This window comes from Burkholderia sp. AU19243, from assembly GCF_018148075.1.
Lineage (GTDB): Bacteria > Pseudomonadota > Gammaproteobacteria > Burkholderiales > Burkholderiaceae > Burkholderia > Burkholderia latens_A.
The window spans coordinates 323,266-338,142 of sequence record NZ_JAGSTV010000006.1 but is presented as its reverse complement, the minus strand read 5'-3'; the positions used below and the strand labels follow the sequence as shown (position 1 = coordinate 338,142).

The 14,877-nt window shown below is 67.7% G+C and carries 15 protein-coding genes; 6 read left to right on the top strand and 9 right to left on the bottom strand.

Annotation, left to right across the window (positions count from 1 at the left end; genetic code table 11):
- Positions 1–83: 83 nt before the first annotated feature.
- The gene (gene ftrA, locus KDW55_RS14640) at positions 84–1,058 is read right to left on the bottom strand and encodes a transcriptional regulator FtrA (protein ID WP_209821858.1); all 975 of its coding nucleotides are present in this window, start codon (positions 1,056–1,058) and stop codon (positions 84–86) included.
- Positions 1,059–1,169: 111 nt separating this feature from the next.
- Between ftrA and KDW55_RS14635 the strand changes: the two genes are divergently transcribed.
- Positions 1,170–1,589 carry a rhodanese-like domain-containing protein gene (locus tag KDW55_RS14635; RefSeq protein ID WP_212197981.1) on the top strand — a complete coding sequence of 140 codons (420 nt, stop codon included), beginning with the start codon at positions 1,170–1,172 and terminating at the stop codon, positions 1,587–1,589.
- Between the two features lie 90 nt (positions 1,590–1,679).
- Positions 1,680–2,006: a superinfection immunity protein gene (locus KDW55_RS14630; RefSeq protein ID WP_040141250.1), complete on the top strand. Its 327-nt coding sequence runs from the start codon at positions 1,680–1,682 to the stop codon at positions 2,004–2,006.
- A gap of 24 nt (positions 2,007–2,030) precedes the next feature.
- Here the strand turns inward: KDW55_RS14630 and KDW55_RS14625 are convergent, their stop codons facing one another.
- The 5 genes from KDW55_RS14625 to KDW55_RS14605 all read right to left on the bottom strand — a co-directional run bounded on the left by KDW55_RS14625 (position 2,031) and on the right by KDW55_RS14605 (position 6,278).
- Positions 2,031–3,203 carry a cytochrome P450 gene (locus KDW55_RS14625; protein ID WP_212197980.1) on the bottom strand — a complete coding sequence of 391 codons (1,173 nt, stop codon included), beginning with the start codon at positions 3,201–3,203 and terminating at the stop codon, positions 2,031–2,033.
- A gap of 77 nt (positions 3,204–3,280) precedes the next feature.
- Positions 3,281–3,547: a YodC family protein gene (locus KDW55_RS14620; protein WP_040140547.1), complete on the bottom strand. Its 267-nt coding sequence runs from the start codon at positions 3,545–3,547 to the stop codon at positions 3,281–3,283.
- Between the two features lie 333 nt (positions 3,548–3,880).
- Positions 3,881–4,747, bottom strand: coding sequence for an isocitrate lyase/phosphoenolpyruvate mutase family protein (locus KDW55_RS14615; protein ID WP_209822799.1), 867 nt, complete (start codon positions 4,745–4,747; stop codon positions 3,881–3,883).
- Positions 4,748–5,000: 253 nt separating this feature from the next.
- The gene (locus tag KDW55_RS14610) at positions 5,001–5,861 is read right to left on the bottom strand and encodes a MurR/RpiR family transcriptional regulator (RefSeq protein ID WP_069243217.1); all 861 of its coding nucleotides are present in this window, start codon (positions 5,859–5,861) and stop codon (positions 5,001–5,003) included.
- A gap of 63 nt (positions 5,862–5,924) precedes the next feature.
- Positions 5,925–6,278, bottom strand: a complete 354-nt coding sequence (locus tag KDW55_RS14605; protein ID WP_040140551.1) for a NirD/YgiW/YdeI family stress tolerance protein — start codon at positions 6,276–6,278, stop codon at positions 5,925–5,927.
- 230 nt (positions 6,279–6,508) lie between these two features.
- On the opposite strand from KDW55_RS14605, the gene KDW55_RS14600 reads away from it, so the two are divergent.
- From KDW55_RS14600 to KDW55_RS14590, 3 genes are all read left to right on the top strand, one after another.
- Positions 6,509–7,171 carry a response regulator gene (locus KDW55_RS14600; RefSeq protein ID WP_040140553.1) on the top strand — a complete coding sequence of 221 codons (663 nt, stop codon included), beginning with the start codon at positions 6,509–6,511 and terminating at the stop codon, positions 7,169–7,171.
- The gene (locus tag KDW55_RS14595; protein WP_209825426.1) at positions 7,168–8,541 is read left to right on the top strand and encodes an ATP-binding protein; all 1,374 of its coding nucleotides are present in this window, start codon (positions 7,168–7,170) and stop codon (positions 8,539–8,541) included. Before KDW55_RS14600 ends, KDW55_RS14595 begins: the two co-directional genes overlap by 4 nt.
- A gap of 774 nt (positions 8,542–9,315) precedes the next feature.
- Positions 9,316–9,516 (top strand): membrane protein, encoded by a 201-nt coding sequence (locus tag KDW55_RS14590; protein ID WP_040140558.1) that lies wholly within the window; start codon positions 9,316–9,318, stop codon positions 9,514–9,516.
- Between the two features lie 312 nt (positions 9,517–9,828).
- Here the strand turns inward: KDW55_RS14590 and blaPEN-bcc are convergent, their stop codons facing one another.
- Complete coding sequence (gene blaPEN-bcc / locus KDW55_RS14585; RefSeq protein ID WP_209825425.1) at positions 9,829–10,722, bottom strand: PEN family class A beta-lactamase, Bcc-type; 894 nt, start codon at positions 10,720–10,722, stop codon at positions 9,829–9,831.
- Positions 10,723–10,839: 117 nt separating this feature from the next.
- Between blaPEN-bcc and penR the strand changes: the two genes are divergently transcribed.
- On the top strand, positions 10,840–11,730 hold the full coding sequence (gene penR / locus KDW55_RS14580) for a beta-lactamase transcriptional regulator PenR (protein WP_069243220.1): 891 nt from the start codon (positions 10,840–10,842) through the stop codon (positions 11,728–11,730).
- 494 nt (positions 11,731–12,224) lie between these two features.
- Here penR and KDW55_RS14575 read toward each other — a convergent pair whose 3' ends face one another.
- Together KDW55_RS14575 and KDW55_RS14570 are read right to left on the bottom strand one after the other, a co-directional pair.
- Entirely contained in the window at positions 12,225–12,476 is a 252-nt protein-coding gene (locus tag KDW55_RS14575) for a hypothetical protein (RefSeq protein WP_006482135.1), read from the bottom strand.
- A 109-nt stretch (positions 12,477–12,585) separates the two neighbouring features.
- A complete protein-coding gene (locus KDW55_RS14570; RefSeq protein ID WP_209821863.1) occupies positions 12,586–14,811 on the bottom strand; it encodes an amylo-alpha-1,6-glucosidase in 2,226 nt (741 codons plus the stop codon).
- Positions 14,812–14,877: the final 66 nt, after the last annotated feature.

Sequence of the window (14,877 nt, the reverse complement as noted above, 5' to 3'; positions counted from 1 at the left end):
GTCAACCACGCGACGTGCGCACGCTTGGCGCCGGCAAGCCGCGAGCACGGAGCCGCGCCGCCGCCGAACGCGCGGACACGGCCTCACGCGTCCGGCGAGCGAACCCCGCGGTCCATCCCGCGCCGGTACGCGGCCGGGCTCGTCGCCGCGACGCGCCGGAAATGCCGGCGCAACGATTCCTCCGAGCCGAACCCCGAGCGCGCGGCGATCTGCGCGAGCGACAGCGCGGGATGCGCTTCGAGCATGTCCTTCGCGACGTTCACGCGCTCGCGGATCAACCACGCAAGCGGCGACATCCCCGTCGCATCCGCGAACTGCCGCTGCAGCGTGCGCGTGCTCATTGCCGCTTGCGCAGCGAGCGACGCGAGCGTGTGCGGTTCGGCCGCATGCGCGCGCATCCAGTCGATGAGCTTCGCGAGCCGGTCGCTGCCGCCCGGCGCGACCGGGCGCGGCACGAATTGCGCCTGGCCCCCGTCGCGATGCGGCGGCAGCACGAGGCGCTGCGCAACACGGTTGGCGATCGCGCCGCCGTGATCGCGACGCACGAGGTGAAGCAGCATGTCGAGCCCCGCCGCCGATCCGGCCGACGTGACGATCTGCCCTTCGTCGACGTAGAGCGCGTCAGGATTCACCGTCAGCGCCGGATAGCGCGCCCGCAGGCGCTCCGCGTAGCGCCAGTGCGTCGTGACGGTCAGCCCGTCGAGCACGCCGGCCGCCGCGAGCACGAACACGCCCGAGCAGATCGAACAGAGCCGCGCGCCGCGGCGATGTGCGGCACGCAGCTTCTTCAGCAACGGCTCGGGCGGCAGTTCATCCGGATCGCGCCAGCCGGGAATCACGATGGTATCGGCGCGATCGAGCATCGCGAGCCGGTACGGCGCGGCGACCGTGATGCCGCCCGCCGCGCGCACCGGGCCCGGCTCGCTCGCGCACACCGCGAAGCGATACCAGTCGACGCCGAGTTCCGGGCGTTCGAGCGCGAACAGTTCGACCACACAGCCGAATTCGAAGGTGCAGAGGCGATCGTAGGCGAGCGCGACGACGAGATGATTGTGCATGGCGCGATGTTACCGGAACTTGTCGATCGCGCCACTGCCGCGATAGCCGGCGAACCGCGATACTTCCCTTCATTCCGGCGCATTCCGCGCCGGCCTCAAGGAGCGCTTTTCATGTCATATGTAACCGACGTCCCCGCCGCCGACAGCGCCGCCGCCCTCGCGCATTTCGAAGCGTCGCTGCGCTTCGAGACCGACTGCTGGGATACGCACGATGCGCTCGCGTCCGGCGCGCCCGATTTCGTGCTGCTGGACGTCCGCAGTCCCGAGCAATTTGCCGCCGGTCACGTGCCCGGCGCGCGCAACCTGCCGCACCGCAAGATCGTCGCAGGCAAGCTTGCCGAGTACCCGGCCGACACGCTGTTCGTCGTCTACTGCGCGGGCCCGCACTGCAACGGCGCCGCACGCGCGGCGATCCGGCTCGCGCGCCTCGGACGCCCGGTGAAGCTGATGATCGGCGGCATCACTGGCTGGCTCGAGGAGGGTTTCGCGCTGAGCAACGAAGTGCACTCACAGAGCGCCGTTACGCGCTGATCGTCACCAAAAACGCAACAATCAATTGCCGGCACACGAATGGAAAAAGCGCGACAATCGGCCTCATTGCAGTTCGGACGGAGCAGCAACATGCAACACGCAGTCCTGATTCAGGTGGCCGGTTCGGTCGCAGCGATCGCGCTCTATTTTCTGCCGGCCGTCATTGCCGACCGCCGCGGCCGGCACGACAAGCTGATGATCGCGATGTTCAATGCGCTGTTCGGGTGGACGGGCATCGGCTGGCTGATGACGCTGTACTGGGCTTGCCAGCCGAACCCGCAAACCGACGTCGCGCAAACGATCCTCGCGAAACGCCGCGGCATCAGCATGCGCACCTTCTCGGCCGGGCTGGTCGAACGCGTACAGCGACGCGTCGCAGCGCAGGAGCAATGGGCCGAGAAGCAGGGTTGCCGCTGAATCGCACCGTTCCCGCCGTTGCGGTTACCTCGCCGGCATAAACTTCGGCATTCTTACGTTGGCCGACGCCCGGTAGTCCCATACCAGCCTGTCGCGGGGTTCATGACCTGCCGCGCGCAACCACGCACCGAATGCCCCCGCCGTGACCGCCCGCGCGATCCGTTCGCCAGGACACCCGTGCGGCCCGATGCCGAACCCGAAATTCGGCCCCGGCGCGCGTGCCGGCAACAAGCGATGCGGGTCGCGATGCGCGGACGGGTCACGGTTCGCCGCCGCCAGCACGACCAGAATCGCCGCACCGGCATCGACGGTCACGCCTTCGATCGTCGTGCGCGATGCAACGAAGCGGCGCGTGTTCTGCACCGGCGCATCGAATCGGCCGACCTCGGCGACGAATGCATCGAGCGCCGCCGCGTCCGGCATCGCGCGTGCACCGCCGGGCTTCGTGGTATCCCACGCGACCAGCACGTTGCCGAGCCATGCGGCCGTCGCTTCGCAGGTCTGCGACAGCAATCCGACGAGATTCGCGACGAGCGCGCCGCTCGCGTGCCAGCCCGCCGCGCGCGCCGCCTGCTGCACCGCCGCGACGAGTGAGCCGTCCTGCGCACGGGTGTGCGCGACGCGTTCCGTCATCCGGTCGAGCAGGTGCCGCGCGCCTTCGCTCGCTCGGGCGAGCGCCGCAGCGTCCGATAGTGGCGACAGCGCGGCGACGAAATCCACGACCCACGCGGCGATGTCGTCCAGCTGTGCATCGTCGAAACCGAGCAGATCGGCGACCGCGCACACCGGCACCGTCATGCACCACGCATTCAATGCATGCGCATCGTGTGGCGCGCGGAGTCGGTCGCCGGCAAGCCGTGCGGCACGCTCGCGCAGCGCATCCGCGTCGAGCGGCGCGAACGCCGCGCGCAGCGCCTGCTTCGGCACGTCGTGCCGCAACGCGCCGTCGTTCATGCGTACGAGATCGCCGAACAGCGCGCCGGCCGTCGTGCCGCGCAATGCCGGCGGCACCGGCGCATCGAGCGGCCTGACGCGGCATGCCGGGTGGCCGAGCACGGCCGTCACGCTCGCCGCGCGGCTCGCGACCCAGAGGCCGAGCGCAGCGTCGAACGCGAGCGGCGGCCCGTCGACGAGCGTCGCGTAGTAGGGATAGGGATCGCGGTGCGTGACCGCGGCAATCGGATCGGTCGGGTTCATGCGTGCAGTATCGGCGCTCCCGACCGCCGGATGTTTCGGGGTTGCGTGAAATGTCGTGGTGATCGCGTTGCGCGCGCTCAGGCCGCGGACCGGTAACGATGCGTGAGCATACGCATGCAGGCGCGGCCGGCGGAAATTGCGCGCGGCTCCCGCGTCACCGCGTCGTGACGGAACATTTCCTGGCGGAAGTGGCCGCTGTCGTCGAACCACTGGCAGATCAGCCAGTCGGCATCGTCGAACGCGACTGGCCCGGCGTAAGTGATGGTCATGCGCGGCCCGCCGGTTTTCAGCGTGACGACATCGCCGACGCGAAAGCCGCTGCGTTGATTTTCTCGGATTTTCATCGCTCTCTCGATTTTATATATATTCATTTTCCGGCGGCCCCTACACCGGTCTTTCGGATCTACCGCAGATTACCAATCCGAAAATCAACCGGCAACTCCCGAACACGGGAAATACATCGGGCCAAAAAATCGCAACAATCCGCGCCATCGGCACGCTGGCGCGTGATTAGGGCCAGAACCGGGGCGGTTTCCACGCAGGCACAGGCAATCCGCCGGAATGCGGAGAATAAACGATGTATTTCGCGCCGTCAGCCGACTTTAAATCGGCAGCGACTTCCATTGATTATCGTCAATCGATTTTCGACCGGGAACGTTTCCATATTTTATCGGCACTCATCGTCCGAACTCCAACGTTACGGGCGAATTGTCCGGTGCCGAAAACCATCGGTCGAGGTCGCGCCCGGGCACCGCCGCTTGCGCGAACGTGAACGTGCCGTCGCGTGCCATCTCGGTCGCGGCGCGCAGGAACGCGCCGAACGCGGTCCGCGCCAGCGCGCCGCCGACGCTAATGCGCTTCACGCCGAGCGCCGCGAGCGCATCGACGCTCAGCAACCCGCCTTGCAGCCCCATCACGACGTTGACCGGTGCACCGACCGCGCGCGTGACCGCCGCGATGTCGCCGGAATCGGTCAGGCCAGGCGCGTACAGCACGTCGGCGCCTGCGTCGCGATACGCGACCAGCCGCGCGATCGTATCGGCGAGGTCGCGGCGGCCGTGCAGGTAGTTCTCGCAGCGAGCGGTCAGCGTGAACGGAAACGGCAGCGTGCGCGCTGCATCGACTGCCGCGGCGATCCGCTCGACCGCCGCGTCGTGCGGATAGATCGGCGTGTCGGCACGGCCGGTCGCGTCTTCGATGGAGCCGCCGACCGCGCCCGCTTCGGCCGCGAGGCGGATCGTCTCCGCGACCGCGTCCGGCGCGTCGCCGAAGCCGTTCTCGAGATCGGCGCTGACGGGCAGACCGCCTGCGGCAACGATCTCGGCGATGTGGTCGAGCATCTCGTCACGACCGATCGCGTTGTCCGGCCGTCCTCGCGAATAGGCGAAGCCTGCGCTCGTCGTCGCGAGCGATTCGAAGCCCGCCATCGCGAGCAGGCGCGCGGAACCGGCATCCCACGGGTTCGGGATGATGAATGCGCCGGGGCGCGCGTGCAGCGCGCGGAAGGCTTCGGCGTGGCGGAACTGCGGGCTGGATTCGGTCATCGCGGTCTCCTCGGGACTGGAGACGCCAGCATACGCGCGCGCGATACCGCGACGGTTCATCGGAAGGCGAAATATCGATGCCGGTAGCACGCCGCCGATGCTACCGATCAGGCGCACGGCGCGTTTTCGTCGAACCGGACGAGCGGCGCCGTGAGCCACACGGGAACGTGCGCGGCGCACGCGCATGCACCGGTTGCGTCGCACCGAGCGGAAGAACCTGCAACCCGGAAAACTCGAAAAGCCGCACGCGCGGCTACACGACATACGCGCCCTTCGCATGCAGCTCCGCTTCCGTGCGTTCGAGCGCCGCGACCGCGTCGCTGCCTTCGAGCGCGAGCAACTGCGCGACCAGCGCTTCGGCCATCGCATGCGCGGCGACCAGCGACGGAAAGAACGACGGGCTGTCGTGCGTGAAAATCAGTTGCGCGTCGGCATGCAGCGCGATCGGCGACACCGCGCTGTCAGTGATCGCGACGATCTTGCTGCCCTGTGCTTTCGCCGCCTGCGCAACGCGCGTCGCTTCCGCCGAATACGGCGCGAAACTGACGATCACCGTCACGCTCTGCTTCGCGATCGCACGCAACTCCATCTCGAGCGAGCCCGCGACGCCGTTGAGCAGCGAGACCGTCGGCCGAAACAGCCGGTAGCCGTACACGAAGCCGAACGCGACCGGATAGCATGAACGGAACCCCGCGACGTGCACGTGCGATGCCTTGCGGATCAGCTTCGCGGCGTCGACAAGCGCGTGCGCGTTCTGCGCGGCGGTCGCGGCGAGATTGTGTTGCTGCGCGGCGAGCAGATCGTGCGCGAGCGACGCCTTTGCGTCGGGGCGCACCAGCGAACGCGCACGCTGCGTGAGCGGCTCCGGACGCGTGCGCACGCGCGCGACGCACAGGTCGCGCAACTCGTTCCAGCCCGGAAAGCCGAATTGCTGCGCGAGCCGCACGAGCGATGCAGGTTGAACCTGCGCGCGCTGCGCGACCTTGCGCATCGACGAAGTGGCGACCTCGTCGGGATGATCGAGCAGAAATGCAGCGCCCGCCTGGAATTGCGGACTCAGTTCGGAAAATTGCGCCCGGATCCGGGACGCGAGTTCATCGAAATTGGCGGCCATCTTGGTGAGAACGGGAACCGGTCGCCCATGGTATCACCGGCCCCGTCCGCACCGGTGCGCCCGTCAGCGCACGACTTCGACGCGATCGGCGTCGACTTGCACGCGCCCCGACCATTTGCGCTCGAATTCGCCGGTCACCTTCACTTCGTTCTTGTCGCTGACGGGTTGTCCGGCCGCCCACAGCTTGTCGTCGATCTCGACCCGGATCGTTCCGGTCGCATCGGCGAGCTCGTAATCCTCGCCGCCGAGGTGCTTGACGATGCGCCCTTGCAACTGCACATGCTGATCGTCCTTGCCGTTCGCGAGAAGCTCCTTCACGGTGGTGGTCGTCAGCGCCGACGGCCCGGTGTATTGCGCATGGACGGCGGCGGGCAGTGCCGCGAGTGCGATCGTCAGGATTCTGGCCAGGTGTTTCATGATGATGTTCCTTTGCTTGGATTGGATCGGGTGCCGCACCGCGTTGAACGCGACGGCCCAAAATTACGGACCGTAAGGTTAAGCAAACCTGAAGGTCGTGCGGACGTGACACGAAGCCGCATGGGACAAGTCCGAAAGTACGAACGCCCACGATCTTTAAGCTCCGCCTAAGGCACGTGCGCATATCATGGAAAGCCCGGGCGGACGCCCGCACGAAGAGACATGAATCCATGCGCGTACTGCTCGTCGAGGACGATCCGCTGATCGGCAGCGGGCTCGAACAGGGCCTCAAACAGGAAGGCTTCGCGGTCGACTGGGTGAAGGACGGCGATGCCGCGGCGCTCGCGCTGCGCTCGACCGGTTACGGGCTGCTGCTGCTTGATCTCGGGCTGCCGAACCGCGACGGCCTGTCGGTGCTCGCGTCGCTGCGCCGCCGCGACGAAACGCTGCCGGCAATCATCATCACCGCGCGCGACGGCGTGCCCGAGCGCATCGCCGGACTCGACTGCGGCGCCGACGACTACCTCGTAAAGCCGTTCGTGCTGGAGGAGCTGCTCGCGCGCATCCGCGCGGTCACTCGCCGTCATGCGGGCCGCGCGCAAACCACGCTTGCGATCGGCCCGCTGCGGCTCGATCCGGTCAAGCATCTGGTGTGGCTCAACGACGCCGAAGTCACGCTGTCGCCGAAGGAATTCGTGCTGCTGCACGAACTGATGCGCGACCCCGGCGCGGTGATCTCGCGCGAACAGTTCGAGGAGCGGCTGTACAGCTGGGGCGAGGAAATCGAAAGCAACGCCGTGCAGGTGCATATCCACAACCTGCGCAAGAAGCTCGGGCACGACATGATCCGCACCGTACGCGGCGTCGGCTACCGGATCGGTGACGGCGCATGACGCGCCTGCAGCGCGCGATCGCCCGCTGGCGCAGCGCATCGCTGCGGCGCCGCCTGCTGACGTGGCTGCTGCCCGCCGCGTGCGTGATCGGGCTCGTCGCGAGCGCGGGCACTTATTGGGGCGCGCTGCGCGAGCTCGACGATCTGCTCGACGACCAGATGCGCAGCATGTCGAAGCAGATCGTCGTCGGCCCCAACGGCGAGCTGTCGTTCCGCAACAACGACGGCAAGCACGGTTTCGAGGCAAGCGACCCGGACGCCGTATTGCTGCAGGTCTGGCGCAACGGCACGCTGGTGTATTCGACCGATCGCGAATCGGCGCTGCCGCCGCCCACGCGAACCGGCATCGCGAGCGTCGACGTCGGCGGCCAGCCGTGGCGGACCTACGTGACCGAGCACGGCGGCACCACGATCCGCGTCGCGCAGGCGCGCCATGCACGCTGGGAAGCGATCGCCGGCATCGCTGTGCATCTGCTGTGGCCGGTGTTCTCGATGCTGCCCGTGCTCGCAATCGGGCTGTGGTTCGGCATCGGCGCCGGACTGCGGCCGCTGCGCACGATCGCATCCGGCCTCAAGCGCAGGAATGCGAACAATCTGGAGCCGGTCGACGTCGCGTCGATGCCGAACGAGGTGCGCCCGCTCGCCGAAGCGATCAACGACCTGCTCGCGCGGCTCGATCGGTCGTTTACGCTGCAGCGTCACTTCATCGCCGATGCCGCGCACGAGCTGCGCACGCCGATCATGGGGCTGTCGATTCAGTCGCAATTGCTGCGGCGCGCGTCGACGCCCGCCGAACGCGAGCAGATCCTCGCTCAGATCCACGCGGGCACGACGCGCCTCGGCCACCTCGCCGAGCAGCTTCTGACGCTCGCGCGCCTGGAACCCGATGCGCAGGCATCCGCGTCGGCGTCCGTACCAGTCGATCTTGCGGCACTGTGCCGCTCGGTGGTCTCCGACCGCACACGCGTCGCGGATGCGCACCGGATCGACCTCGGCGCGATCGTGGCATCGCCGGTGATGGCCGTCGGCAACGTCGATACGTTGCGCGTACTGCTGAACAATCTCGTCGACAACGCGATTCGGTATGCGGGCGACGGTGCGCGCGTCGACGTTTCCGCGCGCATCGACGGCGCGACGCCCGTGCTCGAAGTCGCCGACGACGGCCCCGGCATCCCCGACGCCGAACGCACGAACGTCTGGGAGCGTTTCTATCGCGGCGAAGGCGCGCAGGCGGCCACGTCTTCCGGAAGCGGGCTCGGGCTGTCGATCGTGAAGCGCATCGCAGAACAGCATCGCGCGACAGTCGCGCTCGGCACGACGCGTGGCGGGCGCGGGCTGACCGTGACGGTGCGCTTTCCCGCCCCGGCCTGACGCACGCCGGATCGCGCGCTTTTCCACAGATTGTGTTGGCAAGCTTGTGGACAACCTGCCGCTAACGCTCGCAAACCTTTGATCCGAAAGAATTTGGCGGTCGTGCGCAGCGAATGCGCCGGCGCCGTGCGCGGCACGTGCTCGCGTCGCACGCGCGCCCCACTCGATGGACACGTTTCAAACGGCCTCCGCGCATCCGGCGTGCGCCGACGCGAACCGGCGCGTCGACGGGCTTGAACCTTGTGCACCGCCAGCGGATCGCCACGCGCACTTCTCCACAGAAAATGTTGGCAAGCTTGTGGATATCCTGCGTATCGCAGCGCTAAGCCCTTGATCGGACGGACTTTGGCACGCGTGATGCAGACACGGCGCGGGCCGGGCCGTCATATGCGCCGCATCGCCGCACTTCGCGTCACGATGCCACGTCGCTGGCCGGCAGCGCACCGCCGGGCCACAATGCGAGCGTCGCGGCAACTTGCCCACAGATTTTGTTGGCAAGCTTGTGGATATCCTGAGCAAGCATCGTCTAACCCGTTGATCGGACAACGATTCATCTGCAGCGCCGCCGTTGCGGCACCGTACCTTCCACATGCGGGTGCGGACGAACGATCCGGCACGGCGGCGGCGCCTTGACGCCGGCCCCGGCGACGCGTCACGATCGCACGAGCCGCATGCATGCGGGCACATGCGGGCATCGAGGCAGCGTCACGCGACGCTCGACGGACGAACCGTTGCGCGCGCATCGGACAACGACACATCACTCCGAGGAAGACCATGGAACATTTCACCGCAGCGCAGTTGCTCGTGTCGCTCGTGCTCGTCGCGATCGTCGTTTATCCGTACGTCCGCATCGTTCGGCGTACCGGACATTCCGGCTGGTGGATCCTGACGATGTTCGTCCCGGTACTGAACTTCATCATGCTGTGGGTGTTTGCGTTCGCGCGCTGGCCCGCGCTCGACGATCGGCAGCGCTGAAGATCGGCCGCGCGAACGCGCCGGGCTTGTCCACAGATTTTGTTGGCAAGCATGTGGATAGCCTGCGCATACCGCGGCCAAGCGCTTGATCCGTAAGGCTTTGTCGACGACGCTTCGGATCGTGCACGCGCGCGTGCCGCGCGTGCACGCCTCGCTTGTCCACAATTTTTGTTGGCAACGGTGTGGATATCCTGAGCATGCGCGATCTAAGTCGTTGATCGCACGACGTTTCGACATGCCGATCACGACAGCGGCACGGCATGCATCCATCGCTTCAGCCAACCGTCGACGAACACGCGCCGCATCGCACGCTCAAGCGAACGTCGCGACCGCGATGCGCGCGGCAGCTGCGATCACGTCCTCCTGCGCCTTCGCTTCGGGCTGCGCTTGCGTGTAGTACACGGCGAGCACGATCGGCGCGCGCGACGGCAGCCAGATCACACCCGCGTCGTTCGTCGTTCCGTAGTCGCCGGTGCCGGTCTTGTCGGCCACCTGCGAGCCGGGCGGCACGCCCGCGCGAATCCGCTTGTCGCCGACCTTGTTGCCGCGCAGCCATGCGACGAGTTGCGCACGCTGCGCGGGCGGCAACGCGTCACCGAGCACGAGCGCCCGCAGGCTTGCGGCCATCGCGGCGGGCGTCGTCGTGTCGCGCACGTCGCCGGGCAACGCGGTGTTCAGTTCGGTCTCCCAGCGATCGAGGCGGAACGCATCGTCGCCGATCGAGCGCGCGAACGCGGTCACCGCCGCCGGTCCACCAATGAGTTTCATCGCGAGGTTCGCGGCCGAGTTGTCGCTGTACTGGATCGCCGCTTCGCACAATTGCGCGACGGTCATTCCGGTGCCGACGTGCTTGCCCGATACCGGCGAATAGTTGACGAGATCGGCTTGCCCGTACATCACGCGCTGCTGCAACAACCCCGGCCGCTCGACGCTCTGCGCGAGCACCGCCGCGCTCAGCATCGCCTTGAACGTGCTGCAGAACGGGAAACGCTCGTCCGCGCGATGCAACGCGCGCCGGCCGCTCGCAGTGTCGATCGCGCATACGCCGAGGCGGCCGCCCGCCGCGCGCTCGAGCGCCGCAAACGACGTCGCGGACGCGACGTCCTGCGCCGGAGCCGGCGGTGACGCACACGCGGTGACGGTCAGAACGAGCGGCGCCGTAGCGGCGGCCCGCAACAGGGTTCGGCGTTGCGATGAGTAAGTCATGTCGTGTCTCTCGGGGGTGGAATGGATGCAAAACGGCCGGCCGGCGAGACAGCACTATCGTGACTTTACGATTGTCCGACAAGCAACGATAATTGAGCGCTGACAAAAGAAAATCTTATGAACAAGCTCCGCCCTCATCTTCCGCTGAATGCGTTGCGCGCGTTCGAATCCTCGGCACGCCACCTGAACTTCACGCGCGCCGGCCTGGAGCTGAGCGTCACGCAGGCGGCCGTCAGCCAGCAGGTGCGCGCGCTCGAGGAGCGCCTCGGCTGCACGCTGTTCACGCGCCTGCCGCGCGGTCTCGGGCTCACCGACGAAGGGCGCGCGCTGCTGCCGGTATTGAGCGATGCGTTCAGCCGGATCGAGACCGTGCTCAAGCAGTTCGAGGGCGGACGCTTCCGCGAGGTGCTGACGCTCGGCGCCGTGGGCACCTTTGCCATAGGTTGGCTAATGCCGCGACTGAAGCGCTTCGGCGACACGCATCCATTCGTGGAGCTGCGGCTGCGGACGAACAACAACGTCGTCGACCTCGCCGCCGAGGGGCTGGATTTCGCGATCCGCTTTGGCGAAGGGAACTGGCCGGCGACGCGCAACGAGCGCCTGCTCGACGCGCCGCTGTCCGTGTTGTGCGCGCCGGAAATCGCGCGGCGTCTCGCGCAACCGGCCGATCTCTCGAACGAGACGCTGCTGCGTTCGTACCGGGCCGACGAATGGCTCGCGTGGTTCGACGCCGCTCAACTGGAGCCGTGGACGGTCGCCGGGCCCGTGTTCGATTCGTCGCGGCTGATGGTCGAGGCCGCGATGCAGGGTGCGGGCGTCGCGCTCGCACCCGCGTGCATGTTCGCGCGCGAGGTGCAACTCGGCCAGCTTGCGCGGCCATTCGACATCGACGTGCACGGCGGCGCGTACTGGCTCACGTCGCTGAAATCGAAGCCGCTCACGCCCGCGATGACACTCTTTCGCGACTGGATCGCCGCGGAAGCGGCCGCGACGACACCCGCCGAATGACTGATCGCGCTTGTCCACAGATTGTGTTGGCAACGATGTGGATATCCTGGGTACCCACCATCTAACCCCTTGATCGAGCACGAATTATCGTGCCGGTGCACGCAGCGGGCAGCCGGTGGGCGCGCGGCCGGCCCAGCCGCTCCCGCGCGCCGGATACTCAACCGTCGAGAAGGAATCCCGTCAGACTTATCCACAGATTTTGTTGGCAAGCCTGTGGATATTCCTTCAATGTGACACGTAACATCCTGATACAAAAGGGGATTCAGTAGATCCGCGCGGGCAGGTCAACGATGCGGCACCGATTGACGGCATTGCCGCCCGGCGCGCCATGCCGCAGCGTGGCGAGCCGGTTCTCCACAGATTGTGTTGGCAAGCGTGTGGATATCCTGCGCACCACGCTGCCAAGTGGTTGATCGCACGGGCTTTTCCGCGCACCGCGCAGAATCGGGCAGCGCCGGCGCACGCGAGGCGGCCGCGCCGGCAAAGCGGCTGCGTCAATGGCGGTCGAGGCCGCCGCGCAGTTCGCTCGCCTTGTCGCGAAGCGCCTCGTAGCCCGAGCGTGCATGTTCGGGCAGATCGGGATCGCCGATCAGCGCGCCGAGTGTTTCGATCAGGCTGAACAGGATGCCCTTCGCCGCGCCAACCGCGATGCTCTGCGATTCGATCGACTTGTGCAGGTGGTCGACCGCCGCTTCGAGATTCTCGAGCTTGTGCTCGCCGTCGTCGGGCCGGTTGTCGGTCGTCATCGTAGGTGCCTCCGCCATCGTTCGAGGGGTCATGTCACGATTCTATGCCGCCGTGCGCGGACGTGGCGCGACATCGCGCAACCTCCGCGCGCGCCGCATGCCGAATGCGTCACAACACGGCGACGACCTTCACGCGCCCCGGCTGCTCCGCCGCCGCGATGACCTGGCCGTCGACGCGCCGGAACGTCAGCGTGACGGTATCGTCGCCCACCCGCAGTTCCTCGACCCGAAGCCAGTCGACGCCCTCCGGGAGTGTCGGGCGCTCGACGCGCACTTCGTGGTACGCCGCATCGATGCTCACGCCGAGACATGCCTGCAGCATCATGAACGGCGCACCGGCCGCCCACGCCTGCGGCAGGCACGCGACCGGATAAGCGGTCGGCGGTTCGCCGCGCCGGCGCGGGAATCCGCAGAACAGCTCCGGCAGCCGCATTTCGAAGCTGACCGCGGCCTCGAACAACGCGCTCAGCAGATTCACCGCGGCCGTCTTGTCGCCGTAGCGCGCGAGCCCGCGCGCGATCAGCGCGTTGTCGTGCGGCCACACCGAGCCATTGTGATACGCCATCGGGTTGAAGCGCGGCTGCCCGGCCGCGAGCGTGCGCACGCCCCAGCCGGTCTGGAACAGCGTCGAGCCGAGCACCCCGGCGACGGCCGCGCCGCGCTGCGCGTCGGGCAGCCCGAATGCGAGCAGATGGCCCGCATTCGATGCCAGCACGCGGCACAGATCGCCGTGCCCGTCGAGCGCGATCCCGTAGAACTGCCCGTCGGGCATCCAGAACAGCGCTTCGACCTGGTCGCGCAGCGTCCTCGCGCGCAGCGCATAGCGCGCCGCATCGGCCGGGTGGCCGCGCCGTTGCGAGCACGTCGCCATCGCCTCGAACGCCGCGCACGCGTACGCTTGCACTTCGACGAGCGCGATCGGCCCGTCGGGGAACGTGCCGTCCGCGTGGAACACCGAATCGTGGCTGTCCTTCCAGCCCTGGTTCGCGAGGCCGCGCTCCGACGTCCGCTGGTAATCGAGCAGCCCGTACGGGTTGCGGTCGCACTTGCCGATCACCCATTGCGCGGCCCGCTCGAGCGCGGGCCACAGCTCGTCGATCAGCGCATCGTCGCCGGTATGTTCGACGTATGCGCCGGCCAGCACGATGAACAGCGGCGTCGTGTCGACGCCGCCGTAATACAGCGCAAACGGCACCTCGCCGGTCGCAGCCATCTCGCTGCGGCGGAATTCGTGCATGATTTTGCCGGGCTCCGCATCGCGGAACGCGGACGTCTCGCGCGCCTGGTGCGCCGCGAGAAAACGCAGCACGCCGCGCGCGAGCGACGGTTGCAGCCACAGCATCTGCAGCGACGTGATGATCGCGTCGCGGCCGAACGGCGTCGAAAACCACGGAATGCCCGCGTACGGATACGGGCCGGTTTCGAGCTGCGTCGTGAGCAGGCCGAGATCCGCGAGCGACCGGTCGAGCCACGCGTCGAACAGCGGATTGCCGGTCTTCACGCGCGCCATCGACTCGCGCCGCGAACGCATTTCGCGATGCACGCCGACGAGCGCGGTGCGCAGTGCGACACGGCCGCATCCCGGCCGTTCGCCGTCGTGCGCGGCACCGAGCGTCGCATCGACGGTCAGGTAGATCGACACGCACGCCTGCGCAGCGATCGTCAGCGTGTAGTCGGCCCGATCGACGGACAGCGCGTCGGGCGCCGGCGAGAAGTGCACGGTCACGTTGCGCTCGACCTTGTCGAGGCCGTCGTAGCGCAGCCGCACCGCGCCTGCGTCGACGCGCGGCGCAACGACCGTGCCGCGCTTGGGCCGCTGCGTGCCGCGCACTTCGAACATGTCCTTGAAATCCGCCGCGAAGGAAAGCGACAGCGGCACTTCGGCCTCGCTCGCGCCGTAGTTCGTCAGCGTCAGCGCTTCGTACAGCACGTCGCCCGCGAGCACGCGCGTCCGTTCGATGTGGATCACGCCCTCGGGCGTCTCGTGGCCGCCGAGCGGCGGCAGCGGGCGGTTCGTCAGGTGCGCGGTAAACGAAGCGTTGTCGGCGCTCGTCGCGCCGGACAGCAGCGACGGCGCGCGGCCGCCGAACGTCAGGCGCCAGGTCGACAGCACGCGCATGTCGTCGACGAACAGGCCGTCGTCATGGCCGCCGATGTCGCCGAGCGCGTCGCTGACCACGAACGCGTCGCCGGACTTCAGCACGTACTGATTGTTGCGCGCAAGCGCCTGCGGATCGGCTTCGGGCGCGATGAATGCGGGACCCGACGCTTGAGCGGGAGGGACAGGCGCGACTTGCGGCGCCTGCGTCGTGGTGGCTTCGGCGTGATTCGGCATCGATCCTCCTGTGTCGACGCGCGACGCGCGGCGCGCGTCGCGTGTTTCGCACAGGATAGGCCAGAA